We start from the raw sequence: 25670 nt of genomic DNA on the forward strand, positions 1-25670 counted from the left end.
AATGAATATCCTAATCAAAACCTTAACAATGATCAACTTTAAAGGAGTAAAGAACTTTACAGTTGATTTCAATTTCATCACTAACATTTATGGAGCAAATGCTTCTGGAAAGACAACTATTTTCGACGCCTTCACTTGGTTGCTTTTTGGAAAGGACTCTGCCGATCGTAAAGATTTCAATGTTAAACCGCTGGATCAGGCAGGTGCTACAAAGGATCGTACAGAAAACGAAGTATCTGCAGTTCTAGAAGTCGATGGACAAGATATTACCATTCGCCATATCCAAAAGGAAAAATGGACAAAAAAGAGGGGGGAAGAGGTTGCTGAGTTCACCGGTAATGAGCACCTGTATTTCTGGAATGAGGTTCCGGTAAATTCTAGTGAGTTTCAAGCTAAAGTAAATGATCTTCTTCCTGAGAATGTATTTAAGTTGATAACAAATCCGCTTTATTTCAATTCTCAGAAATGGCAGGACCAGCGTTCGGTATTGTCAGAGTTGGCCGGCGAGATTACTGACAGATTCATTACAAGTAAATATCCCGAATTGCAGGAGTTGTTAAACTCTTTGGACGGTAAAAACTTGAAAGAATTCAAGGCGAAGGTTGCCGGAGAAAAGAAAAACCTTAAGGATCAGCTGGTCGAAATCCCTGGCCGTATCGATGAGGCTGAACGTGGTAAGCCGGAACCTGTAAATGAAATCGAAGTAAATGCCCGGATTGCCGAGTTGCAAACTGAGTACGACTCTTTGGAACAAGCGATTATTGACAAGAACGCTGCAAATGAGAAAGAAAATTCCCGTATCCAATCGGTTCAAAAAGAGATTCATTCTTTAAAACTGGAAATCCAAAACATCGAAGCCGCTCACCGCTCGGCTTATAATGCAGATGTTAATGCAGCAAACTCAGGAATAAACGAGGACAAAGCCAAGCTTAATAGTTTAGATTCCCAATTGCGTTTGCAGGAAAATCAATTAAAGCAGCTTGAGCAGTCTCACGCTGATCAGTTGGCACGTATCGAACGTGATAAGCAAGATATCAATGACCGCTTAGCGAGTTTAAGGACTCTTTTCGTTTCAGTAAATGGGCGTGAGCTTAATCCAGATGAAAAGATATGTAAAGAGTGTGGTCGTGAGCATGAGGCCCACAACATCACTGAGTTACAATCTAAGTTCAATGAAATCAAGCGTAAGGAACTTGAAGGCATAAATATTCAAGGAGCTGGTTTAAAAAAGGATTTGACTAATCGTGATGCCGATATTGAGCAAGCTAGGGAACAATTTGAAACAACGAAGTCGGCTCTCAAGACTTCGATAAATAGTCTTAAATCCTCTTTGGAAGAAGTTGAACGGAAGGTTGAAGCAGCAGCCAGCAAGAGTGTTGAGGTTAAGTCTTATGAAGATCGCCTGAGAGAGGATGATTCTATTGCCATCAAAATAAGCAAGATTACTGAGCTTCAGGGGCAAATGGAAACCAAGTCCGTAGATTATGGTGACTTGCGCGTGAATAAAGCAACGATTAATGCGGAATTGGATTCTGAGAAACGTAAGCTTAATACATCACACATTATTGCTAAAGCGGATGTGCGTATCAAGGAGCTTAAGGATCAGGAGAAAACGATGTCTCAAGAATTGGCTTCGCTTGAAAAGCAAGAGTTCGCTGCAGAGAAATACGAGAAAGCGAAATCTGAAGAGTTGGAAAACCGTGTTAACGGAATGTTCAAGTTTGCGAAATTCAAGTTGTTCAAGCCTTTGATTAACGGTGGTGAGGAACCGACTTGTCAAACCACTTATAATGGGGTGCCATTTTCAGACCTTAATACGGCTGGAAAAATTCTAGTTGGTATCGATATCATTAATACGCTGTCCGCTCATTATGGTGTTGTAGCTCCCGTATTCTTAGACAATCGTGAGTCTGTTTCTGTAATACCTGATACTGCAGCGCAAACCATCAACCTTATTGTTTCACCTCAGGACGACAAGTTAAGAGTCGCCTAATGGCTAAAAAGCCAAATACGATATACCCAATAATCACGTCGGTGTCTTGCTCGGGTTGCATATACATGCACCCGGGCGAACATCCGGTTTTAATGTGGTGTGGTAAAATTAAAATGCCGCGAGTTGCGGATGAACCAAAACAGTGTATTTATAAAACCTTAAAATAAAAATCAAGATGTCACATCAACAATCAGCAGTAGCACTTCAGCAAGAAGAAAAGAATATTACCACATCGGTGTTAGCGAAAGTAAACTCCTTTCAGCAGTCTGGGGAGCTACGCATTCCTAAGGATTACAGTCCAGAAAATGCTTTAAAAAGCGCCATGTTAATTCTTCAAGAAACTAAAGACAGAAGCAATAATCCTGTTCTTCAATCCTGCACCCAAGCAAGTATTGCAAATGCTTTACTAAAAATGGTTGTGTGGGGATTGTCTCCGCTTAAAAAACAAGGTGATTTTATTGCTTATGATGGTAAGCTAGATTTTAGTCCTGAATACACAGGTAACCTGGTTCTCGCGAAACGATATGGTGGTTTAGTAAACCATAACCAAAGAGCCATTTTTAAAGGCGATGAGTTTGAATTTGAGACGGATTTAGAATTTCCTTACCGCACACGAATTTTAAAACACAAGCAGTCTTTAGAAAATATCGGTGGCGAGGTGGTAGGAGCATATTTCGCATACGAGTTAGCCGATGGCACTAAAGATGTCGAGATTATGAACATCACACAGATTAGAGCCGCATGGAATCAAGGGGGATCAAAAGGTAATAGTGGTGCTCATAAGAACTTTAGTGACCAAATGGCGATTAAAACTGTGATCAATCGTGGATGTAAACTGATAATTCGCGGATCTGATGACAGCGTTCTTTTTGACAAAGAAGATGATAAGCCACTCGATGAAACTGCAAATAAGGTTCAGGATCAAATTAGACAAAACGCCAATAAACAAGCTATTTCATTTGAAGATGCTCAAGTAATTGAGACTAAAGAATTAAACCCTAGTTCTGTTAAAGCAACTGTGCCACCAGTACAGGCAAAACAGCATGCTCAGCCATCAAATGAGGCTCCGGCATCAAGTGCAATCCAGCCCAACAGTAACCCAGGTGATGATCAAGTTGAGATGAATTTCTAATGAGGTTACACATCATTAATAGTAACAGTGATGGTAACTGCTACCTTTTCACCGACAATGAGGGGAATACCCTTATTGTCGAGTGTGGGGTGCGCTTCGAGAAAATCAAACAGGCTATGAACTTCGATTTAGGTAAGGTATTAGGATGCTTAGTTACGCATGAGCACGGCGACCATTGTAAAGGTGCTAAGGATGCTGTAAAGTCAGGGATTGATATTTATGCTACAGCCGGAACGATCAAAGGATTAAAGTTCGAAAGTCATCGTTTAATCGCGGTGCCAAAAGGGAAGGCTTTCAACTTAGGGCCCTTCGCTGTTATTGCATTCGATACTCATCACGACGTGAATGAGCCGTGTGGCTTCCTTATCAAGCACGAGGAAATGGGTACCACGCTTTTCCTAACCGATACCATCTATTGCGATTATCAGTTTCCTGGGCTTACCAATGTTTTAATCGAAGCCAACTATAGCCAAGATATTATCGACGAAAAGCTATCCGGAAATCGGTTTTTGCGTAACCGTGTAATTCAATCCCACATGAGCATTGAAACTTGTATTGAAACTCTAAAAGCTAACGATTTGCGCGCGGTAAACAACATCGTGCTTATTCACTTGTCCGATAGAAACTCGGACGCTAAAGTCTTTAAGCAACGAATTGAGGACGCAACCCTCAAAACCGTCAGCATTGCTACTGCAGGTTTGACTTTCGAAAATTTTGATAAATATCCTTTTTAGTTATGACTGACAACGAAAAAATAAACGAGATGTTTTTAAGGATCCAAAACTTTGAATTCCCGCAATGCGAGGATGAGAATTTCGCGCAACTTGTTTCTGAAGTAAAGGAGGGCTTTCAGATTATTCAAAAAGGAGTTAGGGATGCAGCGAGCACCATCAAGGCCTTAAAACGAGAGCATGATCTAGAAAATATCGGAGTAGAACCAATCAAAGTTCATCCAGGAGTGTACGATATCGCACCAACTCAAGACAAGGTGCATCAATAACATTAATCAGTAAAGATATGATTGTAGAGCTTAAAAAGGTTAAGATAACAAGGTCTATCTTAAGTCAACTTACCTCACCAGTATTAACGGAAATGCAAAATTACGAGGTACTAGGATGGGTTTTCGATAAATCCAAGTTTATCCTCTTGTACAATAGGCAGACGCAATCACTATCCAAGATGCGGGTGTTTTTCAATCTTCGCATCGACAATGATAAGGCTAGCCAAGTGCTTTTTACTATAAATGGAATGGCTTCATTTAAAGCGTTTCCTTCCTATAGCGAGGCATTAAACTGGTGCACATTAATAAACACAATTCAATCACAGGCCAAAATACAAGGCCAATTATTTATCTAGATATGAAAATAAAACCAATACTTTTTAGCACGCCAATGTTGCAAGCTATACTTGATGGACGGAAAACACAAACTAGACGCGTAGTAAAAAGCAGGCATGAAAGTGGATTGTTTAGAGTCGGGAAAACTAAAGACGGGGCAATAACTGAAATAACATCATTGGATTGGGATGAAAGACCTAAAAATGATTGCACAAATGATATTAAGCCAATTGCTACGGTTGGCGATGTACTTTGGGTAAGAGAAACATGGATGTATAGCGATGATTTAGACAATCCATATTGGTACAAGGAAAATATTGAACGTGAATATCTGCCCGAATACCATGAATCTTATAAATGGAAACCCTCCATATTTATGCCTAAAGAAGCAGCAAGAATATTCTTAAAGGTAACTGGTGTTAGATTTGAAAGATTACAGAGCATTTCTGTTAATGATTCTATTGCAGAAGGAATTGATCCCTTATTAATGAGCAACATGCAGCTGGCAACACAGGGGCAATTGTATCGTAATTACTTAGTTAAAAGCGAACTGTTTAATGAAGGGTTAACAGCTTTTTGGTCGTTCAATTCATTGTGGTGTAAGATTAATGGAGCCGAGTCGTGGGATGCTAACCCGTGGGTTTGGGTGTATGAATTTGAAAAGGTTGAAAGGCCTGATAATTTTTATTAGGAATCATGACTAGCCTAATGATGTGGTGTAGCAATTGCCAGTCAATGCACAATCATTACAGAGATATCACGGGCAGATATAAATGCTGTCTGTGTTGGACTTATCAAAAGTGATCGTATGAAAGTAGCAATTAAAACATTAAGCATCCTATATCTACCTATATTCTTTTTGGGGGCTTTCCTTATTGGTTTGTCTGTGGTATTACTAACGTTAGGCCAGCTGCTTATGCTAGAAACTAATAAGGATAAAAGGGGGTATGAATTAATGAAAAGAAGTTTTTTAAGAAGAAGATAAAATGTCAAAAGAATCATACTATTTCAGCCATGATTACGGCTCAAGAAATGACCCTAAATTAGTCAAAGTCCTCATGAAATTAGGGCAAGCTGGTAAGGGTGTTTATTGGGATTTAATAGAAATGCTTTACGAGCAAGGGGGCTATTTAATGCTATCGGATTGCGATAGCTATGCGTTCGCATTGCGCACAGATGAGGAGTGTATTACGAGGCTTATTAATGAGTTTGGGCTCTTTGAAAATGACGGTGAGCGTTTTTGGTCTAGTAGTGTTTTATCTCGCATGGACAGACGTGATGTTAAATCACAAAAGGCAAAAGAGAGTGCCCTTAAAAGATGGAATAAGGCCGATTCTAATGCGAACGCATCAAGAAATAATGCGAACGCATTGCAAACGCAATCCGAACCCAATGCTATAAAGGAAAAGAAAGGAAAAGAAAGGAAAGAAAAAGAAATAATAGAAGAAGAAGATAAAGAAGAAAAAATCGCCGTCCCCGACATCAATCATTCTGATGATTCTATTCTTCCAAAACCAAATGCATGGGGAATGTATTCATCCATGGGAGATTTGGAAAAGGTTCTTCTTTCGCATTCAGAATGGCAAGCAGCATTGGGTAAATCACTAGGTATCCAAAACCCAGACGATGTTCCAAAATGGATATCGAAGTTTTTCATCTTTTGCGCAGGTTCGGGTAAAAATCATGAAAAAGATTCAGATGCAAAATCGCATTGTCAATCTTGGATCAGAAGGCAAATCGAACTTGGCAAAACGGTGGAGACCTCAACGGTCGCTATTCCCCAAACAAGTGGAGCAGGAGATAAACCTTCTCATGATGGAACTGAAAGGGAGCTTGTTGGTAAATGGATTTGGTTAAACAACGGTTGGAGAGATACGACAACATTCACAGAGCATCAAAAACGTAAGTACGGACTGAAATGAGAAAGGGAAATTCATTAGGCAAATTGCCGCCAATGGCATTGGAAATCGAGACCGCAGTCCTTGGTGCAATCATGATAGAAAGTACGGCTATGATGTTTGTTGCTGACATTCTTCGTCCAGAGATGTTCTACAAAGAATCTCACCAGCTGATTTTCAAAGCTGCGCAGGAGATATCTATTTCTGGTGACCCATTGGATTTGATGACAATTGTAGCCAAACTCCGGAAGAATGGAGATTTTGAAAAAGTTGGAGGCGCATTTTACCTAACCGAGCTTACCGACCGAGTGGTGAGTTCTGTTAACATCGAGTATCACGCGAGAATCATTGCTCAAAAATTCATGCAACGCGAGCTTATCCGATTGTCAAACATCACCATAAACGACTGTTATGACGAAACAAAGGACGTTTTTGATATCCTATCGACATATGAAACCGAACGTGATAACATCGTAAATCACGTTTCAAGTCGAAAGGAAGTTTCTCAAAAGCACGCGGTTAATGAAGTGTTTGCTGATATGGCGAAAAAGGCGGCAATGGGTGTTAAGGACGTCACCGGAGTGGACACAGGTAACGACGATATGAATGCGCTTACAGGCGGATGGCAACAGTCTGATTTGATTATTTTGGCTGCACGTCCGGCAATGGGAAAGACGGCATACGCCCTCAAAAAAGCAGTGAATGCTGCACGCTCGGGGAAGCCAGTGGCAATATTTTCGCTCGAAATGGCCAAAGAGCAATTGATCCATCGAATTTTATCTTTTGAAACAGGTATTCCGCTTGAAAAAATTAAAAAACTAAAACTTGATGATGGCGATTGGCATAAGCTTCATTCGATGCAGCAGGAATTGTCCGAATTACCAATTCATTGGGACGACACCCCAGGACTGACATTAATCGAATTGTCTGCAAAGGCTAAGAGGTTGAAACGTTTGCACGGTGTTGAGATGATCGTAATCGACTATCTGCAATTGATCACTGTTCACGGAAAATCACGATTCGATGCTGTCAGTGATATCTCTCGCGGTCTTAAGATTCTAGCCAAAGAATTGAATATCCCTGTAATCGCACTATCGCAACTAAGTCGCGCGGTTGAGTCAAGACCAGGGAACAGCAAACGTCCTATGCTATCAGATTTACGCGAATCAGGATCCATAGAGCAGGATGCCGATATGGTTCTTTTCCTTTATCGTCCTGAGTATTATGGTTTAGTGGAAGATGAAGAAGGGAGGTCAACTGCGGGAATGGCTGAGGTAATTGTGGCTAAGCATCGTAACGGATCGACCGACACTGTCCTAATGAATTTCAAAGGCTCAACGACGAATTTCACAGCCTGGGATGAGGAGGGCTATGGAGGTAATTCGATGGATATTATCACAGATTTTTCTTTCATTGAGAAGCCATTGCAGTCCGAAAATAGAAGTTTGAATAGTCATGCAAATTGGGATTTTGGTAACGATTCAATGCCCGATGATGCTCCATTTTGAAAAAATGGTAATCTTTTTGGATAACTTATAAAATGTATTTAGCTTTGCTTTCATGGATAAATTCATTTTAAAATTAGCCAAACAACATAATCCCGATGTTCCATTTGAGGATTATCGGGAGGCATTGACGGCTCAAAAGATGGATGATTCCATGCTTAAAGCGCTTTTCAAGAAGATTCAGCCCAGCCCTAAAAAGCATAATTCGGAGATTCAGTTTACGGCTTGCGTACTTTTGATGTTCTCGCCTAAGTCAATTCTTTTAAGCGAAAAAGTTGAGAATGGTGTGTGCTTAGCTATCAAAAATTGCCTAGGAATCAATCAGCAGAGCGCATCATACCGCATTAAAGTTGCGCGAGAAGTATATCAGGTAGATAAAGTTTTCAGAAGTCAAGTAGACAAAATTGTCAAGGAGGTATGTGATGAGTGAGTTAGGTAGCAGTAGATTAACACCTAAGCAGCAGCTATTTATTGATAATTATCTAATTCATTTTAATGCGACTAAGGCGGCTACTCAGGCAGGTTATAGTGAGAAGACGGCATATTCAATTGGTAGCGAATTATTGAAGAAACCTGATATTTCTGCTCATATCGAGTCTCGTTTGAAAGAATCTCGCATGAATAGCGATCAGGTCATGAAATTGATGTCTGACATAGCTCAATCCTCAATGAATGATTATTTCAAAGTTGTTGAGAGAGAGCGATTGAGATCAATTAGAAGGCCACTTAGTTTGCTCATCGAGCGTAAGAAAATAGAGATAAAGCGTGCTTACATGTACCTCGACCGAAAGGGATATTCTGATCAAGAATATGATGATTTCGTTTCAAAAAATATTCTCCCTCTCGAGGATGATATTTTGAGAGCTGAGATAGATTTGGAGTTGGATCCATTGGCAACCTTTGATGATAGTGAGGTTGAAACTTACGAAACAATTGAACTGGATCTAGTTAAGCTCGCTAAAGATAAAGAGGGCGGTAAAATCAAATCATTTGAATGGAAGGAGTTTGGCCCTAAAGTCGAAATGTATGCTGTTGATGGTATGCTTGATAAGCTTGCTCGAGTAAATGGAATGTATTCAGATACACTCATTGTAGATGATAAAAATAAAATAGATCCCAATGAACTAAGTGATGAAGCTATTCGCGAATTAATGAGAGCAACCAAGAGGGGAGAGTAATGGACGTCGCGGCAATATTATCAAATCTTGATGTAAGAGATCTTCAAGGCATATCCTTCAAGCGAGGGATATTTGATTTTATTGTCGAAACTCCAAAAGGTAGGCATGAGAAGCAAGAAGAGGCACTTAAAATTCTAACGGATAATATCACTGAAGAATTTTTATATGGTGGTGCAGCAGGTGGCGCTAAATCTTGGACCGGTTGCTGTTGGCTCATGTTTCAATGTTGGAATTATCCTGGTACTAGATGGTTTATTGGCCGCGAAGAATTAAAGCGTATAACCGAATCCACTTTAATTACTTTTTTCAAAGTGGCCACTGCATATGGAATGCGCAATGGTATTGATTTTCGGTATAACGGTCAAAAGAACTTTATTCAATTCAAAAATGGCAGTCGTATCGATTTACTTGAATTGAAGTTTAAGCCATCGGATCCTGTATATGAAAGGTTTGGTTCAACAGAATATACTGGTGGGTGGATTGAAGAAGGCGGAGAGATTGATTTTGGTGCATACGATGTTTTGAAAACGCGTATAGGCCGCCAGTATAATGAAAAATACAACCTGATAGGTAAGCTCTTCATCACTTGCAATCCTAAAAAGAATTGGATGTACACTACATTTTATCTTCCAAATAAGAAGGGGGCACTTCCAGAAATAATGAAATATCTAGCTGCTTTTGTTCAAGATAATCCACATATCGATAGCGGTTATATTGAAAGATTACGTAGAACAAAAGATAAAGCTAAAAAGGAGCGTCTACTTCATGGGAGCTGGGAGTATGATGATGATCCTAATGCGATGTGTAAATACGATGATATCATTGCAATGTTCTCGAACACTCATATTTGGGAAAAGTATCAAAATATGATTGAAAAGCCTAGCTGGTATATCACCGCGGATATAGCAAGGTTTGGATCAGACAAGGCTCGTCTAGGTGTTTGGTGGGGCTGGATTTTAATGGAATGCCATTCATTTGATAAATCGTCAACTACAGAGATTCAAGCATGTATAAATGCAATGCGTGCTAAATGGAGTATTCCTGTACACCATTGTATCGCGGATGAGGACGGAGTAGGAGGTGGCGTTGTGGATATGTGCGGTATTCTTGGGTTCGTAAATAATGCTAAGCCTTTAATCACGGACGAAGCTCGTGAAAATGATAATAGATTTTATGGCGATAGCAGAAAAGATCTGCCACAAAACGAGAACTATCAGAACCTTCAAACACAATGCGCGTATCTCTTAGCTGACGATATCGCAGGGCATAATATTCTACTTAAATGCATCGAATCAGAATCGGAACAGCAAGAAATTCAAGAAGAGTTTTCCTGGTTAAAAACATATAAATCTGATGAAGATAATAAACTAAGGATTCTTCCAAAAAAAGAAGTTAAGAAAGAAATCGGGCGATCGCCGGATTGGCGCGATTTAATTCTAATGCGTAAATATTTTGATTTAATTTCTGAGACTGAAGAAGTCGACGATTCAATATTTGATTTATTCTAAAACCTAACCGCTAATAAAATTAAGATGGCAAAGGACAAAAAAGAAACAAAATTAGAGGTACAATTACCAACTCCTGTGTTACCCGCAATTGTACAAGCTGTAGGTGCTGTAGGTGCACCAACATATCCTACAGCGCAAAAAGAGTATGATGTCACGCAGCATGATATTTTTAATGAAGCTGAAGGGTTTAGACCTAAAAAGAAAGTAAGAACACTGCGTAAGGATTCCGAAGGTAAGCCAATTCTTGATAGAGCTGGTAAGAAGATTTACGATACCAAAAGAATCGAAGTTAATAGAATCGGTGTGCCTCTTCAGGAATTAATTGTAAAGCGTCGTGTGTCTTTTATGAATGTCTCTAAAATACAGCTCGAAGCTAATCCGAAAAATGATCAAGAGCAACGACTTTACGATATGGTAAAGAAAATGCGCGATGATAATAAGATCAGTTTTATTGAAAAGGAAATTGCTCGACGTATGCTTAGCGAATTACAAGTAGCAAAGCTTTGGTATTCTGAACCAGTCGATCCAGGTTACTGGGGAGAGATTGCTCCTAGAGGTAAATTCAAAATGCGTTGTAAGATCTTGTCTCCCGATCTAGGAGATACTCTTTTACCTGTATTCGATGATTTTGGTAAAATGGTTTATTTCGGACGTATCTACGAATCATCTAGAAGCTTTGCTGATCTTATTGCTGATCCTAATTTTTCAGGACTTACAACCGACAGAGAGCAAAGATTTGATATTTACTCAGCTACGCACATTTATAAATTCAGAAAAGCTAGAGCAGGTGAAAATGTTGTCTCTATCGCTAATAACAATGGCTGGATTATTGATTCAGTTTTATCGCATTCTTATGGGAAAATTCCGGTAACATATTATTCAAAACCATTACCTCCTTGGGCTCCAGTTCAAGCGACTATTGCACGTATTGAAACCTTAATTTCAAATGTAGGTGACACCAACGATTATCACGCATCACCAGTATTTGCGATGTTTGGTAAAGTTGGTGCTAAAATGCTTGAGAAAGGTGAGCAAGGAAAATCCTTACAGATTGAGGGTGAAGGTGCAGACGCTCGTTACGTTACCTGGGAACAAGCTACTGAGGCAGTAGAATTTGAATTGAATACTTTGATGAATTTCATTTTCACAGCGACCCAAACTCCGCAAATGGCAATGGAAGATTTGAAAGGTCTTGGTGCTTTATCTGGAGTTGCTTTTGATCGTGTTTTCATGGATGCTCACTTAGCAGCGCGTGATGAAATCGACGGGGAATATGGTATGAGTACCCAGCGCGATATCAATCTGCAAATTGCTTTTTGTGGTGCTATTGATACCTCTTTAATTCCGGCCACTAAATCTTTCTCTATTGGTTTTGATATTCCGATTTATCGTATTAATGATGACAGCGAGACTGTTGGACTACTTCAAAAAGCTGCAGGTGGTGCAAAGGTTATATCTCAAAAAACTGCTATTGAATATTCTCCATTAACTAAAAATGCAGATGATGAAATAAAGCAGATCCGAGAAGAGGAAAGGCTAGCAGCTGAACAAGAAAGTAAAGAGAAGAAGGTTGGTTAGTATTGAAAATGGTATAACAGAAAAAAAAACGGGGGAAGGTCGTAGTTTTAATAGAAAACTACGACCTTAGTGCTTAAGATTGTTTTGATTGCAAAATAGCGAGAGATTATTTATTTTCTTAATGCATTTACAATTATATTCTCTCTTTTAAACTCTCCTTGGTAAAACCAAACACATCTTGCTACCTCATCTCCATCAGCATTTGTGTATACTTTTTCCACTGACATCGATACTCCTTGCGTACCTGAATGTTTTAATTTAACTACATCTCCTGCTTTTAATTCATTTGCCATAATTTTATTTTTTAAGGTTAATAATATCGTAAGATAACAATACTTTCTGTAATCTCCCAAATTACAAAATCCGTTGTGTTTAACAGGTAATCTAATTGGATTACTTTTGGTTTTAAAAGTATTAACCGAGGATAGCACGGATTAGCTCTCCGGATTAGACTCCTTTAAACACAAACACATGTCATTAAAAGCAAAAATCATTGTTAAACTGAAAGCAAAGGCAACCGCATTGGGTGTCAATCTTTCAAATGTTCGAATCAACGGACTAGCGGACAAGTTAGATGGTCTTATCACAAACGAGGACGATATTGACGGGGAAATCGACAAACTAGACCAAGTGCTTGGTTTCAAAGAACTGGCGGCATTGGATGATGCAAAACGTAGTGCTGAGAGGAGAACAGCTGAAGAAGAAGATAAAGACAAAAATCCAGAAAGGAAAGATCCTGTTGAGCCTGAAAAGAAAGACCCAGAACATAAGGATGAGGCTCCTTCTTGGTTTAAAGCTCATGTTGAGAACCAAAATAAGGTAATCGAAACCTTAACAGCTACTGTCGTTAATCTTCAGAACGGAAATACTGCCCAATCCAGACGTCAACAATTAGAAGCCAAATTAAAAGATGCTCCTGAGCGCTTCAAAACACAAACACTCCGCAACTTTGACCGACTAAAATTAGATAGTGAAGATGATTTCACAAGCTACTTAGCGGAAGTTGAGCTGGATGTTGCAGATGAGATTCAGGCGGCAAGTGATGCGGGTCTAGGTAATGATAATCCTGTAAGAGGAGCTGGCGGTGGCAAATTGAAGGATGACGAGGTGTCTCCTGCAATGAAAGAAATTGTTGCACAGCGCGAAGCGGAAGCAAAGGCCAAAGCTGGCGCATAAAGAAACTTTAAATGGGATTAACTGGAGTAAAAAGAACGGGTACGCAAGGATTTCAAAAGGTTGTTTTTGAAAATGTGGTGGATACCCTTCCAGGGGGATTGATTCTCGATGTAAAAAAAGCGGATTATCCTGATGGATATGTACCAGAAGGTACTTTGGTAGGAAAGGACCCTGCTACAGGATTAGGTAAAGTGTTAACTGCTGTTGATGGTACTATTAAGCCAATTGGATTGACTCATCGCGCATCGGAGGTTTCTGATGGTGGAAATACGTTCGCTAATGGTGTAGTTATCAGCGGTACTGCTCGTATTAACGCATTGCCTACAGCACTACAGTCTATAGCAGCTGATATTGCGACTGCGTTGCCTAGAATCACCTTGGTTTAATTAACAGAATTTAAAACAAAACATAGTCGTACAAAATGATAAATGTACAAGAATTAGTGCCGGAATTTCGTAGAGCGGATGCACAAGCTTACGTTGAGACGTATCCATTCGATACGCTTCAATACCAAGCAGCATTTCCATTAGAATACCAGCCTACATTAAAGTGGTCGGCCATTGAAGCACAATTTGGCGCAAAAGTCATGGCGTCGGTTGTTGACTTTAATAGTCGCGCACCACGTTTCGGTCGCAATTTGCCGACCAAACTTGATGGAGATATGCCGAAGCTGGAAATCGCTCGTGATAAGGTGGAAACTGACTTCAATACTCTTCGTGACTTAGAAAACGCAGTTCGTCTATTGCCTGCTGGTCCTACTCGTAGAGAGGCTGCGCAGCGAGTAATTGACTGGCATTACGAAGATCAAGTTTTTGCTCGTAATGGTGTTGAGGCACGTCTCGAGTGGTTAGCCAAACGAATCGCGTCAACAGGTGGATATAAATTAACCCAAGTTAACAACGAGCAGGGTATTCAATCTACTGTTGATATTGATTTTGAAATCCCATCCGTAAATAAGGTAAATGCCGCCGTAGATTGGAGCAACCCAACTGCTGATATTATTGGAGATATCAAGAAAGTTAAGCGCATGGCAAAACTAGCTAATCTGCCGGAACCTAAGTTTATGTGGTGTGAGCAAGAGACAATTGAACAAGTAGCACAAAATGCAGGAGTTCAAAAGTTTGCAGCGACGTATGTTGCTAATGCATTAGGATTGCAACAAGAACCTGGATTAGTAGAAATCAATAGAGCTTTAAGTTCTAAAGGATTACCAATTTTTAAAGTTTGGGAATCGGTAATGATACAAGAATCAAAAAACGGAAATCAAACCGTTGTTTCCGGTTGGGAAAAGGGAGTTGTTACCTTCTCAGTAACTGAAAAGCTTGGCAATACACAGCATACGACCTCTGCTGATGAATATGTAAAGGCAGGTGTGGCGCAAAAGACTAAGTCTGGCATCGTATTGATCAAGACTTGGGGCGTTGAGGATCCTATTACTGTAGTAACAAAAGGAACTGCGTACACCACTCCGGTATTGAACAACGCAAAATCAATTTTCTTACTTAAAACTATCTTACCAGGTGGCTAACGAAAATAAAAACGAGAAGGCCGGAGCTGCAACTCCGGCAACTCCTTCTATAGTAGAGGGTACTCAAGATACAGATCAGGCGAAATTGGATTTAGCGCCAAAAACTTCATATGATGAAGTAGAAAAGCTTAAAGCTGACTTGGCAGATAAAGACGTCGAAATCGAAGCTTTAAAAGTGGAGCGTGAAGGCGTTGAGGTTGAAAATGAAAAGCTTAAAGCTGACTTGGCAGATAAAGACGTCGAAATCGAAGCTTTAAAAGTGGAGCGTGAAGGCGTTGAGGTTGAAAATGAAAAGCTTAAAGCTGACTTGGCTAAAGCAAGCAAACAATCGAAAGCGGTTAAATCCGGTGCACCGAAATTCGTTGTGATTAGCGCATTCCGCGGTACGCAAAAAAATGAAGGGATTTTTGAAATCGATGCTGATGTATCGCACTTTGATGCCGATCGTCTAAAAGACCTTGTTTCTCGCGAATTAGTGAAGGAGGTAAAGTAATATGACCAATAGAGAAGCGCTGGTAAGTAAAGTTGGGATTCCTGTAAGACCTAATTCCGTAACGACGGTATTGGTTGATGAGAACATCGATCCCGATGGCGAGTATTTGCCACTAGACAAAGATTGTAGGCGTGGAGTCGACCTTGCCTTAGCAGCGCTAATCTTGGTTTTATCACTCTCCCCTGATTCCGTAAAAGAATTGGATTATCAAATCACCTCGCGCAGTATTGAAGGTTTATTGAAGATTCGTAAGGGCTTGCTGAAAAAATGGGGCATAGAAGATGATATGGACAATTCGGCAACAATTAATAGTGTATCAGATTTATGGTAATAGGAGAGCAATATCCAGATAAAATAGTTTTCGAAAACCAAAGTGGAGAAACGGAGGAGCTTGAGTGCAGATTCCGGCCAGCTGAAGGGGTGGTTTTTCGACAACGACGAGACGGGACGGATGTCCAAGTTTCATTTGATATTGCATTCCCCTATGGAACACCATCGATATTGTTGGGCACAACATTTAACGCGCATAATGAGCGAGGAGAAGTTTTTGTATACCAGCAAGAACTGCTCTCTTTCCATGTCGGAGCATTTCATTGTTTAGGTAGTTGCTAAAGTTTAAAGATTATGAATATATGCTTACAAATCACAACGGATATGAATTCCTTGATGAAGGACATAGAAAGGGAGATTGAGGCGGAAACAATTAAGCATCTGTCTGCTGTGCTTGAAAGAGGCGTTGAATTGGTTCGTAACAAAATTACCAATGAAAAGGCATACCAAGATCACACTGGAAACTTAAGGAGTTCTACCGGCTTTATTATTGTTAAGGATGGCAAAGTAGTACATCAGAGCTTTAAAGAAAGTCCAGTAGGAACCGATAGGCAAACGGGATTGAAAAACGGCTTGAAAGCAGCGTTAGATGTGATGAGAGAATCTACAGGGTGGGGAGTTGTGCTAGTTTCCGGTATGGAGTATGCAAGCTGGGTTCAATCAAGAGGTTATGACGTTCTAAAAGGTGCTTATCTAGGGCTTGATAAAGCACTGAGGCAAGCGTTTAATGAAATCGGTACAATTGAGTAAAAGATGTTAGACAAAACCTTAAAAACTGCCGTTGGGGCAATGGGAGACATTAAGAGCGTGTTGGAATTAGCTGATGTTGTAACCAACACTTCAATGACGGGGGAGATTAGGCTTTTAAGCCAAAAGCTTAATTCGGAGAAAGAGGATATAATTGTCAATACTATTGTTTCTAATGCTGAGCAGGTAACTGAAGGCGTGTTCAATATCAATATCCATGTTCCAAACTTTAAAAACCAATCCACGGGAGTACCTAATGCTGTAGACAATACACAGCCAAACATTGCTAGGATGGAAGAAATTGGCTCGTATGTTATGAAAGTGGTGGATGGGTTCAGAGGCTTTGATTTCATTATTCATCTTGATTCGGGTGGGGAGGTTATTCCCAATGGCAACAAATGGTATTACAATATCGTAGTTCGATATTTCTACTTACGTAAGGATAAAAAATAACAGAATAATTCACGGCCTATGGCCACAAATCAAAAATATTATGGCAGCAGTAACAGGTGTCGAAAGTATTGAGCTAGCTCCAATAGGGTTAAACGGGGCTATGCCAACCACCGGTTGGAAAAAGATTGTTGATATCGAGATGGATTCGGTAACGATGACGATCCCACCTTTGGAAAAGGTTAGAATTAGAGTTGAGGATAAAGCAGGAGTTCGGTGGGTGTTACCTGGCGAAACTGATCCGCCGACATTTGCGGCGAATTCGCTTGACTTATCAATTGATAATGCTAATCTATTGTTTAAAGGCGAAGTAACGTCTAGCGCAACAGAGTTCAAAGCACCTACCGAAGATAAGATACATTCGTTGGCAATTAGATTTACCTCCAAAGAATTTGAAGGTAAGAAGTTTGTTTTAGAAATTCCGGTAGCAGCAATTTCTGCGGGTATCGTTAACAATTTTACAAAATCAGGATTTGTTGCTTTAAGCTTTTCAGGGGAAGCAACTACGCCGTCGGATGCTGCAGGGAAGGCCGTTTCGCCGTATGGCTTCAAATTCGTTGATGCTGCGATTCCTGAAGGATAGAAACTGATTGTTAAATCATAAGCCTGAAAGCCGAAGGTTAGGCGGTTAGTAGGGCTTTTTAATCCTAACTATATGATTACAAAAACAAATGAAACGACAAATCCAGTCGGCAAAGAGGTCGTTGAAACAGTTACTGGAGCAAAGAAATTCATAAAAAAGGTTCGAATTACATACCGTTCAAAATGGCAACGGGTATTGTCGACCTTGTTTATCCTTCCTAAATACAAGAAGCTTTATCTTTCGGACCCGACGCCTGGTACCGTCTATCGGTTGTTAGGTAGTTTGATTGATCTAAAGGTCAAGACAGATAAAGGAGACACGAACGATTTAAGCGTCTATAAAATAATCAGAACCAACATTTTTTTGCTTATTGAATTCGCGGCATTAGGAGTGCGCAATAAGCCGTCAGACCCGCCAGAATGGCTTTATGATGCATTGAATTATCAGTTTAGCGCGAAGGAACTAGAGGCTTTAATTTATGACATCTACCGGAGGTTAGATGTTGAAACTTTTTTCGGCATTACAACATCTCTCAGAGTAGTTCAGGATCTAAACATTACCCTGGATCCCGAAGTCCCTGGGCCTTCATCGGAAACGTCTGCAAATACTACGGATGGAACGAGTATACAGTAAAATGGAAAATGTCATGGCGAAACCTCCTTATGTATAATGCGGTAATTCCCGATATGGATTCAAGCGAAGGAGGTTCAGCATGGGGTAGTAACAATTCAAAATCAGTTAGCAGTTCTATTTCTTTGTTTGATATAGGCAAGAGGTTGTCAGAAGGAAAAGGAGTTTAGTATGAAGGGATGGGGCACGGCATTAATCAAGGACGTTAAGTCTCGCGGCTACGTAGAGGTTAATAGCGTGCTGTACCCGCCTAATTCTGCTCAGGCTTTATCTGTGACCACAAAACCAAAAAAGCGTACCAAAACGCTTAAAACTGGATGTGTAGACGATACACGAAATATTAAAAACAAAGAAAAATACAACGATCCTTTTATTCAGTTCGTAAAGCAGGAGCTAGGCATTGAGCTATGGCCCGAGTTTTACTTTTGTACAGATAGGCAGTTCCGTATAGATTATGCAATACCTGAATTTAAAATAGCAATTGAGCAGGAGGGAGGTATCTATATGAAAGGTAATAGCGGTCATTCTTCCGGCACCGGCATTGCACGTGATATGGAAAAGAATAACCTTCTTGTATCGAAGGGATGGAGGTTGATTAGACGACAGCCCTGTGAGATGTTGACTATAGAGACCTTATTATTTGTTAAGGAACTATTAAGTTGAAAAATGAATTTTGCTATATTTGAATTATAATCAAAATACTTTATTATGAGATTCCTCTTTTTTTCGATGCTTTTAATTTTTTTAATGACGTCGTGCAGCAAGTCAAATGATCAAAAAGCTAAGGAGCTTATTATGACATTTCTGAAAGAAAACACTAACGACCCAAGTTCTTATGAATCAGTTGAATTTGGTAATCTTGATAGTGTGAAATCACTTATTCTTGCTAATCATGAATATCAAATCCTTAGTGAAGAATTGAAAGGAGAAACTAATACAGAACTAAGGAATTATATAATTGAAGAAATGAATGAAATGTTATCACGCGAGGATTCATACGGATCAGGCTTCTCTATGGAGCATAAGTATCGTAGTAAAAATTCATTTGGGGCACTAATTTTAAATAATCATACCTTTTATATTGATAGCACCTTTACTCGTGTTGTAGGGGTAGATGAGTAACGCTTTAGGCTAAAATCTAATTCTTTAGATCAAAACAAAAGCCCTACAATTTAGTGTAGGGCTTTTTATTTCTAATTTGATTGATACTAGTAACAAAATATCAAGATCAAAAATGGTACTAATGCAAGAAACTGAAATAATACTAAAAATAGATTATACTTTACGATCATCGAACGTTTTTCTTTTTTTGGCTTTGCTCGTAATTCTTTAAGGTGAAGATCATAATAATCTCTATCAACCTTAATAAAGAACGACCGAACATATGCAACAAGTATGGTACTGACGAAACAAACGAACATTACAGTTGGCCCACCATGTTCAGCATAATCAGGATATAGTTTTATTAAGATTATACATAGTAACACATTCAAAGCTATTCCCCACCTTAATGTGCTTAGCAATGATGCATAGAATCTAGAAAGCTCAAGTATGTAATCGTCATTGCTCTTATACTCACGGAGATAATCGAATGATAGCGAAAAAGCAAAAATAGACTGGAGTTTATTCATACGTAAAGTTAAAAAATTATCTAGATTTAAAGTCGATTAATACCGAATCATCGACATTATCACTAGCTATTCCAAATACCATGGAGCCTACACCTAAAAGTACGCTGCCGCCTACTCCAATTACGGTACCAACTCCAGGAACAAGGGTGATTACGCTAAGTGTGAAGGAAACTCCAGATAAAACATCTCTTGTTGTAATATTTCCATCCGAGATTGCGGTCATGAGCTTGTAACCGCTAAATGCAGTACCGATGTAACCCAAAGTACGAATGGATTTTCCGAGAGCCTTGACTTGAGGTCCATCCATGGAATTTACAATAAGATTGATTCTTTCAGTCAAGTAGTTGGCAACTGTCATGCCGCTATTTACGGCTTGACTATCCAACCATGATTCTGGTTTGTATACCCGAAATGAATTTTGCTGTTTTAACCAATTTAAGAACCCATGACCATTCATTAGCATCCACTCGTCGCAAGTCAAGTAAGGCGGTTTGAGTGGATCTTTACAATCGTTCTGATTATCATCATCTGAAATATCGTGTAGATTAAAGATCTCGTTACTGCCGTAGCCGACTGAATATGTTGAGTTAATTCCTCCTCCTATACTGTGAAAGTTGAAACCTGTTCGCGGAACATTCCATGGTACTTCTCTTGTAACAACTACTGTTTTAATCTTAACTGGTGAATTTGGATCTCCAAAACCCCATTGTCCAACATTAAAAAGTTTGACTTGTACATAATCAATTGCCTGGGTAACGGTTGTGATTTTTTCGGCATCAGCGTCTGGAATCTCGATATCAAACTCACCTTCAAGTGCAACGATTAACTCGTAAAGAGCAAGAGAATCCATTCCTAGGTCATTTACGAACGAGGCATCGCCTACTACCATATATTCTGGAACGGCAGCAACTTCTGCGATAATTTCTACAATCCTTGCGTTTACTGGTTTTTCATTGGGATCACCCGAATTATTTGGGTCATTTGGATTAAAAGGGGTGTTCGGATTGTTCGGGTCCCCAGAACTTGCGTAAGTTCTTTGCTCTACGGCTTCGCTTTCATTTTGAGAGACACCTTCTTGTTTTTGTTTTTTAGACATAAATTTAATAATTACTTGTTTATACTAATATATTTAGCAAATATATGTATAATGAGATTAGTAATCCAAAGGGGTTACTTTTTATTTTATAATTGATTAGTTCTTAGTGAAATATTTTTTGTGACGAATAATTGAATAATGAGACTTCACTTAAATATGTCCCGTGCATACGGGAAACCGTAAGGTTATGATGTTAAAGCTGTTATCTTTATGTTTTTAATCAATAATAAATTATTTTTCTATGAATTTTAAGAAGACAGCAGCTGCTTATAAACTGCAGCCTTACACAGGGACCATTACTATTGGTAAAAAGAGCTACAATTTCAAGAATAACTCTGACGTTTTTAAAATGCTATATGATGATAAAAACGTAAAAGAGATAAAGTATGGAGGACGTACTTTTAAAACAACATCAGAAGCTAGTTATGAGTTCACAGAGGTTATATTTCAAGGTGTATTCTCTAAAAGAGAGGGGAATGTTACCTACTACTGGATTAATATCTATGATATCTATGCTTTAAACGGAAGATCAATTGCAGATGTTAAACCAATTGTATATGAGTACGAATCAGTCGATGGTGATTTGCCGCATTTTGAAGAATTAGTATCGGTACATGAAGCGTTGGACGCATCGAATTATATTACTGACTATGTAATATTAGAAGATAAAATCGTCCCGAAATCTGAGTCTTTAATTGAATCAACTGCGAATCTTAGAACAGTATCAGTCACAAAGGTGAGCTGTAATGCAAATGATGAATTCTATAATGTTATTGGATCTACGAAAGACCCTCTGCCGGGAGAGGAAACGAGCTGGGTCGCAACCTGGGAAGCTGAATACCAAGCAGCGACAGGATGTGAGGCCAATGGCAGTTCGCAACATGCCGTCCGCAAGGATTTGGTTGGTGGACATGTTACTTTTAATAGTAGTCCGGCAAGTTGGTTGGTTCCTAAGGGGGGACAATGTTATTTGACGCCGATTTGTAGATCTCACAATGCTGATAGGAATAATACTAACCCCGCAAAAACGCCAATGAAATCAGTTCATACACAGGAGTTTTTGCATTTGGTTAAATATTTCTATTAGGATTAGCATTAGTATGAGCCTTGCAGATGATGCAAGGCTTGTTTCTACTTTCTAGATCTGCATTTTTTAATTATGTGCAATGGGCACTTGCACACATTACTTATGGAGCTGAGGCTAAAAAATACAAAAAAGCGAAACGAAAGTATTTATGAAAAAAAAACAAAAATATAGGAGTAGAATAATGTAGATTAGTTTTTGATTTTCTGATACTATCCTTGTTTGAATGATGATAATCTTGCAATTAAGACGAAACTCGTCGTGCGATAAATAATCCTCTTATCTCGATGCCTGGGAAACGTTCTGTGATAATTCTTTTCGCGGCTTGATAATGGGTGCCTTTCGTTAGGACATCATCTACAAGGATTATTTTCCTTCTAATATTATTAGTTTGGGTCTCGTCAATTTGATAGTTTTGATATATTTCTTCGATTGTAGGTCTAGGTCCTTCGGTACTATGATGACTAGGAACTCTATCCTCAATAGTATAAATTAATTCCCTTACATCACAATTATCGAAAGTCAACTTTAAACCTATTAAAATTTGAAGTGTCCTATCATCATACATTTCATTCCTTTTGGTTTTGGATGGAGGAATAGGAACTAGTGTATATTCTCCAATGTCTTGTGTATGTTGAAATAGGTTAACTAATTCTACCTGACATTGTTCAATGGCAATAAGTTTGTACTTCCATTCTGGAGACTCCTTTCGATCTACTGTTTTCTTAAGATTGTGAATGAGAGAATAAATAGGATTATTTCTATTTACCTGGGGATCACCTGATGGATACTCTGCAAAATAATAACAATTATCATTTACAGTAAGGTAGGCATGATCATAAATTGTCAATTCATCAATCTTTTTCAATATCATCCTTAGGTAAGTTGATTAAAACATCTGAAAAATCTCGTACTCTAATTGCACCCTTTTTCTCGTAATATGCTGGCCAAGTGATGTTTTTATTTTCAAAACAACTATTAAGGATAAACAGCTTTCTTCCTTGCTGTAGCGCAGCTCTAGCTTGTACTAGTGTTCCCGAGGTTTCACCAGCTTCGATAATAATGGTTGCTTCAGTAATAGCTGACATTGTTTTGTTCCTTTCAGGGAAAAACAAACTATTAGCTTTGTAATGTTGGTTCTTATATTTTATAAAAGGGACCTGTGTAATTAGAAGGTGATTCTGTGCAATAAAATCTTGTAAAGCTGCATTCTCTTTTGGATAAACCGTATTAAGCGGAGTACCGATTACCGCAATTGTCTTACCATTATGTTTTATTGCTGTGTTATGGGCAACAGTATCAATTCCTGATGCCAACCCAGAAACTATAGTAAATCCGTTCTCGATTAGAAGTTTTGCCATCTTTTCTGCACGTAACTTACCTTCAATAGTCGGGTTTCTCGTACCAACAATTGCAACTGATTTTGTATATATTAAATCTAGATTCCCTGCATAATATAGTAATTCAACAGGTTCTCTTGCATCTCTTAACTTACTGGGATAATTGAAACTACCATTTATTAATAAGTTGGGTCTATAGTGGTTTTCACTACGAAGTTTCGAAATAATTGCTATAATTTTTTCTTTGTTCTCAAAAAAACGGGATTCATTTTCTTGGGTTAAGAAGTCACTGGGGAGTCCTCCGGGATTGTTTTTAAAAATTTCGGCAATTCTTTTAAATGAAGCTTTTTCACTCTCCCATAGAGTTTCATAAGCAGCAATCTCCTCAATCGGGCTTATCATGGGCGTATTAAAAAGGATCATTATTTATAGAGATTATTTTATTATGACAAATACACATACAGTATAGCATAAATATACCGAAAAAAAAATACAGTTCAAAATTAGAAATTCTAAAAAATCTAGTTTATACAATAAACTAAATTTTGTTTTTTCACTTTTTGTATTACCGTCAATAATATAGTTAATAAACATTTTGATTTATATAAATTTTAAAGTATTTTCCATATTAAAAATAACCGCCTTATGAATTATAAAGATTATATCGTTAAAACTACGCTTGAAGCTTTAGAGAAGGATTTACATTACAAGGATTTTCTAGAAAAGTATAACTCTAATAGTTTCAAGTCGGACGTTGATCGGAGGTTGTTTGAGGCATTGAATTCGGTGGAAAAGTCACCATTTATTTACAAATATTTTGGAATTGAATTTGGCAAGAAAAATCTCATAGATTCAACTTTGTATTTGTCAAATCCTTTGAGCTTTAATGATATCAAGGACTGTAATGTAAATCTCATTACGATTGGAGAAACATATTTACAGAAGCTGTTTGATCAAGAACTGAAGAATTATTCCCTGTATGATAGAAACAAGTTACGAGCAGGGTACAAAACGAAAGAATTTAGAAGGAAATTTGAAGCAGATGTAATAGAAAAGTTAAATAAAGATTTAATTCCCGAGATTGGAATTTCATGCTTTACCTACTCGAATAATAATGAACTAATGTGGAGTCACTATGCACAAAAACATGAAGGAGTCTGCATTGAATATTCATTTAGTGGGTTGATAGTCTTTTTTAGTAAATTACGGAAAGGAAATGCATTTCTCAAAGTTAGTTATTCTAATAGTTTGTCTAAAATTGTTATTCCTGATGAGAATTTAATTAATAGTAAGATGGCAGAATGGATAAGTCTTAAAGAAAGCCATTGGTCGTATGAAGAGGAATTAAGATTATTTAATTATCCAATAAAAAATCGGGTTATAAAAATTCCCGAAGCAGTAATTACAGCAGTATATTTAGGATCAAAAATTAAGGAAAGTCATCAAATTGAAATAATCAAACACGTAAAAGAAAATATACCATTTGCAAAAATCTATAAAATGCAGTTAAATGAAGAGTTCAAATTAATTCCATATGAGGTGATAATTTAAATTAACCGTGGAGTGTCTGGGAAACAACCCCACGGTACAACCAATTATAAACCTAAATTATGAAAAGATCAAAAAATAGGCAGCTTACCTGCCAGCATAGAGTTTAACCCTGACGCCAATCTATTCTCTCAAGTCAACTAGCACCCTACGTGTTGTGGAAAAACTTGGAATCGAACCAAGGCACACGGATTTTTAGTCCGCTGCTCTACCCTGTGAGCTACATTTCCAATTTACCCGTCTTTCCGTGCTGTCCGGCACCTGTTTTGGTGGTTTCCTTTAGCATCAGTGGAGTGAACTGGAATCGAACCAGTGTTTCAAAATCAGCCCTTTTGCCCCCTGCTTTTGCGTCCTAACCCCTAGACGATCACCCCAGTCACGCTTTTTTGTTGTCGTACAAAAAACGGATCTTCTGATAAAAAAACGGACACTTTCCAACGTTAACGTGTTTCAAAATACCAATCCATTTACACGGATGCGTCTAGTGCATCAAACTTCATTTTCTACTCCATTTCCAACTCGGACAGAAAATAACAAACAGATTACAGTGGTGGAGCGAGTAGGATTCGAACCTACTTGACGGTGTCACGATTTCGAATACTCTACACATCGCTGTTTCCGTGCACCCAGTGCTTACACCCCGTTTTTCCGATTCAGATCAGGAATCGTTTTCTACCGCATATACTGACTAGATTTTTCTAAATCCACGAAAAACTTAAAATATCACGGTAATAAATTCGAACTCGACTTATCATCTAGTAATACTTCTGTGAACAGAGCAGGATTCGAACCTGCATAGATGTAGTTTTGTCATATGCCTTACTAAGGTGCTTACAAAATCTCCACGGATAGCTCTACATCCTTTCCGTTTATCAGCGTCTACCAATTCCGCCATCTGTTCAATTA

Annotated in this window: 28 protein-coding genes and 3 tRNA genes; 24 read left to right on the top strand and 7 right to left on the bottom strand. The window is 38.6% G+C overall.

The genetic code is table 11. The features are described from left to right. The first annotated feature begins 1 nt into the window (after position 1). The 11 genes from E2P86_RS08470 to E2P86_RS08520 all read left to right on the top strand — a co-directional run bounded on the left by E2P86_RS08470 (position 2) and on the right by E2P86_RS08520 (position 12128). Complete coding sequence (locus E2P86_RS08470) at positions 2 to 1993, top strand: AAA family ATPase (RefSeq protein WP_134432352.1); 1992 nt, start codon at positions 2 to 4, stop codon at positions 1991 to 1993. A gap of 175 nt (positions 1994 to 2168) precedes the next feature. After that, entirely contained in the window at positions 2169 to 3125 is a 957-nt protein-coding gene (locus E2P86_RS08475) for a recombinase RecT (protein ID WP_134432354.1), read from the top strand. Further along, positions 3125 to 3859 carry an MBL fold metallo-hydrolase gene (locus E2P86_RS08480; protein ID WP_134432356.1) on the top strand — a complete coding sequence of 245 codons (735 nt, stop codon included), beginning with the start codon at positions 3125 to 3127 and terminating at the stop codon, positions 3857 to 3859. Before E2P86_RS08475 ends, E2P86_RS08480 begins: the two co-directional genes overlap by 1 nt. Before the next feature lie 2 nt (positions 3860 to 3861). Then, the gene (locus E2P86_RS08485; protein WP_134432358.1) at positions 3862 to 4125 is read left to right on the top strand and encodes a hypothetical protein; all 264 of its coding nucleotides are present in this window, start codon (positions 3862 to 3864) and stop codon (positions 4123 to 4125) included. Positions 4126 to 4483: 358 nt separating this feature from the next. Next, positions 4484 to 5152, top strand: coding sequence for a hypothetical protein (locus tag E2P86_RS08490; protein WP_134432360.1), 669 nt, complete (start codon positions 4484 to 4486; stop codon positions 5150 to 5152). A 295-nt stretch (positions 5153 to 5447) separates the two neighbouring features. Continuing rightward, complete coding sequence (locus tag E2P86_RS08495; RefSeq protein ID WP_134432362.1) at positions 5448 to 6383, top strand: DUF4373 domain-containing protein; 936 nt, start codon at positions 5448 to 5450, stop codon at positions 6381 to 6383. After that, positions 6380 to 7867: a replicative DNA helicase gene (dnaB, locus tag E2P86_RS08500; protein ID WP_134432364.1), complete on the top strand. Its 1488-nt coding sequence runs from the start codon at positions 6380 to 6382 to the stop codon at positions 7865 to 7867. Before E2P86_RS08495 ends, dnaB begins: the two co-directional genes overlap by 4 nt. Before the next feature lie 52 nt (positions 7868 to 7919). Then, positions 7920 to 8294, top strand: a complete 375-nt coding sequence (locus E2P86_RS08505; RefSeq protein WP_134432366.1) for a hypothetical protein — start codon at positions 7920 to 7922, stop codon at positions 8292 to 8294. Beyond that, positions 8287 to 9042: a terminase small subunit gene (locus tag E2P86_RS08510; RefSeq protein ID WP_134432368.1), complete on the top strand. Its 756-nt coding sequence runs from the start codon at positions 8287 to 8289 to the stop codon at positions 9040 to 9042. Before E2P86_RS08505 ends, E2P86_RS08510 begins: the two co-directional genes overlap by 8 nt. Beyond that, complete coding sequence (locus tag E2P86_RS08515; protein WP_134432370.1) at positions 9042 to 10550, top strand: terminase large subunit domain-containing protein; 1509 nt, start codon at positions 9042 to 9044, stop codon at positions 10548 to 10550. The genes E2P86_RS08510 and E2P86_RS08515 overlap by 1 nt, the downstream gene beginning before the upstream one ends. A gap of 24 nt (positions 10551 to 10574) precedes the next feature. Then, positions 10575 to 12128: a phage portal protein gene (locus E2P86_RS08520; protein WP_134432372.1), complete on the top strand. Its 1554-nt coding sequence runs from the start codon at positions 10575 to 10577 to the stop codon at positions 12126 to 12128. A 110-nt stretch (positions 12129 to 12238) separates the two neighbouring features. On the opposite strand, the gene E2P86_RS08525 is transcribed toward E2P86_RS08520, so the two are convergent. Continuing rightward, complete coding sequence (locus E2P86_RS08525) at positions 12239 to 12421, bottom strand: DUF2158 domain-containing protein (protein ID WP_134432374.1); 183 nt, start codon at positions 12419 to 12421, stop codon at positions 12239 to 12241. 178 nt (positions 12422 to 12599) lie between these two features. Between E2P86_RS08525 and E2P86_RS08530 the strand changes: the two genes are divergently transcribed. From E2P86_RS08530 to E2P86_RS08580, 11 genes are all read left to right on the top strand, one after another. Continuing rightward, positions 12600 to 13304, top strand: coding sequence for a hypothetical protein (locus E2P86_RS08530; protein ID WP_134432376.1), 705 nt, complete (start codon positions 12600 to 12602; stop codon positions 13302 to 13304). 11 nt (positions 13305 to 13315) lie between these two features. Continuing rightward, positions 13316 to 13690: a hypothetical protein gene (locus E2P86_RS08535; protein WP_134432378.1), complete on the top strand. Its 375-nt coding sequence runs from the start codon at positions 13316 to 13318 to the stop codon at positions 13688 to 13690. Positions 13691 to 13746: 56 nt separating this feature from the next. Continuing rightward, entirely contained in the window at positions 13747 to 14832 is a 1086-nt protein-coding gene (locus E2P86_RS08540; protein WP_166785174.1) for a major capsid protein, read from the top strand. Further along, on the top strand, positions 14825 to 15325 hold the full coding sequence (locus tag E2P86_RS08545) for a hypothetical protein (RefSeq protein ID WP_134432382.1): 501 nt from the start codon (positions 14825 to 14827) through the stop codon (positions 15323 to 15325). The genes E2P86_RS08540 and E2P86_RS08545 overlap by 8 nt, the downstream gene beginning before the upstream one ends. Before the next feature lies 1 nt (position 15326). Continuing rightward, positions 15327 to 15656 carry a DUF6706 family protein gene (locus E2P86_RS08550; RefSeq protein ID WP_134432384.1) on the top strand — a complete coding sequence of 110 codons (330 nt, stop codon included), beginning with the start codon at positions 15327 to 15329 and terminating at the stop codon, positions 15654 to 15656. Positions 15657 to 15949: 293 nt separating this feature from the next. Further along, positions 15950 to 16405 (top strand): hypothetical protein, encoded by a 456-nt coding sequence (locus tag E2P86_RS08555; RefSeq protein ID WP_134432386.1) that lies wholly within the window; start codon positions 15950 to 15952, stop codon positions 16403 to 16405. A gap of 3 nt (positions 16406 to 16408) precedes the next feature. Continuing rightward, on the top strand, positions 16409 to 16855 hold the full coding sequence (locus E2P86_RS08560) for a hypothetical protein (RefSeq protein ID WP_134432388.1): 447 nt from the start codon (positions 16409 to 16411) through the stop codon (positions 16853 to 16855). 40 nt (positions 16856 to 16895) lie between these two features. Beyond that, positions 16896 to 17435, top strand: coding sequence for a hypothetical protein (locus E2P86_RS08565; RefSeq protein WP_134432390.1), 540 nt, complete (start codon positions 16896 to 16898; stop codon positions 17433 to 17435). Positions 17436 to 17507: 72 nt separating this feature from the next. Continuing rightward, positions 17508 to 18068 carry a hypothetical protein gene (locus tag E2P86_RS08570; protein WP_134432392.1) on the top strand — a complete coding sequence of 187 codons (561 nt, stop codon included), beginning with the start codon at positions 17508 to 17510 and terminating at the stop codon, positions 18066 to 18068. Positions 18069 to 18236: 168 nt separating this feature from the next. Beyond that, on the top strand, positions 18237 to 18728 hold the full coding sequence (locus tag E2P86_RS08575) for a PDDEXK family nuclease (protein WP_134432393.1): 492 nt from the start codon (positions 18237 to 18239) through the stop codon (positions 18726 to 18728). 45 nt (positions 18729 to 18773) lie between these two features. Beyond that, complete coding sequence (locus E2P86_RS08580; protein ID WP_134432394.1) at positions 18774 to 19187, top strand: hypothetical protein; 414 nt, start codon at positions 18774 to 18776, stop codon at positions 19185 to 19187. A 525-nt stretch (positions 19188 to 19712) separates the two neighbouring features. Here the strand turns inward: E2P86_RS08580 and acpP are convergent. Further along, on the bottom strand, positions 19713 to 20792 hold the full coding sequence (gene acpP, locus E2P86_RS18430; RefSeq protein WP_134432395.1) for an acyl carrier protein: 1080 nt from the start codon (positions 20790 to 20792) through the stop codon (positions 19713 to 19715). A 241-nt stretch (positions 20793 to 21033) separates the two neighbouring features. Between acpP and E2P86_RS08590 the strand changes: the two genes are divergently transcribed. After that, positions 21034 to 21879 carry a hypothetical protein gene (locus E2P86_RS08590; protein WP_134432396.1) on the top strand — a complete coding sequence of 282 codons (846 nt, stop codon included), beginning with the start codon at positions 21034 to 21036 and terminating at the stop codon, positions 21877 to 21879. A gap of 241 nt (positions 21880 to 22120) precedes the next feature. On the opposite strand, the gene E2P86_RS08595 is transcribed toward E2P86_RS08590, so the two are convergent. Together E2P86_RS08595 and E2P86_RS08600 are read right to left on the bottom strand one after the other, a co-directional pair. Beyond that, positions 22121 to 22744 (bottom strand): hypothetical protein, encoded by a 624-nt coding sequence (locus tag E2P86_RS08595; protein ID WP_134432400.1) that lies wholly within the window; start codon positions 22742 to 22744, stop codon positions 22121 to 22123. Next, positions 22731 to 23639: a DNA-processing protein DprA gene (locus tag E2P86_RS08600; protein WP_134432402.1), complete on the bottom strand. Its 909-nt coding sequence runs from the start codon at positions 23637 to 23639 to the stop codon at positions 22731 to 22733. The genes E2P86_RS08595 and E2P86_RS08600 overlap by 14 nt, the downstream gene beginning before the upstream one ends. Positions 23640 to 23861: 222 nt before the next feature. Here E2P86_RS08600 and E2P86_RS08605 point away from each other — a divergent pair, with 222 nt between their 5' ends. Then, positions 23862 to 24767: a DUF2971 domain-containing protein gene (locus E2P86_RS08605; protein ID WP_134432404.1), complete on the top strand. Its 906-nt coding sequence runs from the start codon at positions 23862 to 23864 to the stop codon at positions 24765 to 24767. 155 nt (positions 24768 to 24922) lie between these two features. Here E2P86_RS08605 and E2P86_RS08610 read toward each other — a convergent pair. The 3 genes from E2P86_RS08610 to E2P86_RS18165 all read right to left on the bottom strand — a co-directional run bounded on the left by E2P86_RS08610 (position 24923) and on the right by E2P86_RS18165 (position 25665). Continuing rightward, positions 24923 to 24994 (bottom strand) — tRNA-Phe (locus tag E2P86_RS08610). Positions 24995 to 25053: 59 nt separating this feature from the next. After that, positions 25054 to 25138 (bottom strand) — tRNA-OTHER (locus tag E2P86_RS18160). A 396-nt stretch (positions 25139 to 25534) separates the two neighbouring features. After that, positions 25535 to 25665: transfer RNA gene (locus E2P86_RS18165), tRNA-OTHER, on the bottom strand. Between the last annotated feature and the right edge of the window lie 5 nt (positions 25666 to 25670).

It is taken from the genome of Sphingobacterium psychroaquaticum, assembly GCF_004421025.1.
In the GTDB taxonomy this organism is placed as follows: Bacteria; Bacteroidota; Bacteroidia; order Sphingobacteriales; family Sphingobacteriaceae; genus Sphingobacterium; species Sphingobacterium psychroaquaticum.